The 503-nt window shown below is 70.8% G+C and carries 1 protein-coding gene; it reads left to right on the forward strand.

Annotated features, from left to right (window positions below):
* Positions 1-503 (forward strand): beta-ketoacyl synthase N-terminal-like domain-containing protein (locus ACLQ2R_RS39545; RefSeq protein ID WP_425966546.1); only part of this gene is annotated, 503 nt, incomplete at both ends.

A 503-nucleotide genomic window follows, 5' to 3' on the forward strand; every position in this document is an offset into this window, starting at 1 on the left:
TGTCGGAGGACGGGCGGTGCAAGTCGTTCTCGGCGTCGGCCGATGGTGCGGCGTGGGCGGAGGGGGTGGGGGTGCTGGTGCTGGAGCGTCTGTCGCAGGCGGTGCGTAACGGTCATCGGGTGCTGGCGGTGATCCGGGGTTCGGCGGTGAACCAGGACGGTGCGAGCAACGGGATGACGGCGCCGAGTGGTCCGGCGCAGGAGCGGGTGATTCAGCAGGCGCTGGCGGATGCGTTGCTGGACACGCGGGATGTGGACGCGGTGGAGGCGCACGGGACCGGTACGCGGTTGGGGGATCCGATCGAGGCGGGTGCGTTGCTGGCGACGTACGGGCGGGGGCGTGCGGAGGATCGGCCGGTGTGGGTGGGGTCGGTGAAGTCGAACATCGGTCATACGCAGGCGGCGGCCGGGGTGGCCGGGGTGATCAAGATGGTGCAGGCGATGCGGCACGGGGTGTTGCCGCAGACGTTGCACGTGACCGAACCCACCCCCCACGTCGACTGG

This window comes from Streptosporangium sp. DT93, assembly GCF_049844535.1.
Classification (GTDB): domain Bacteria; phylum Actinomycetota; class Actinomycetes; order Streptosporangiales; family Streptosporangiaceae; genus Streptosporangium.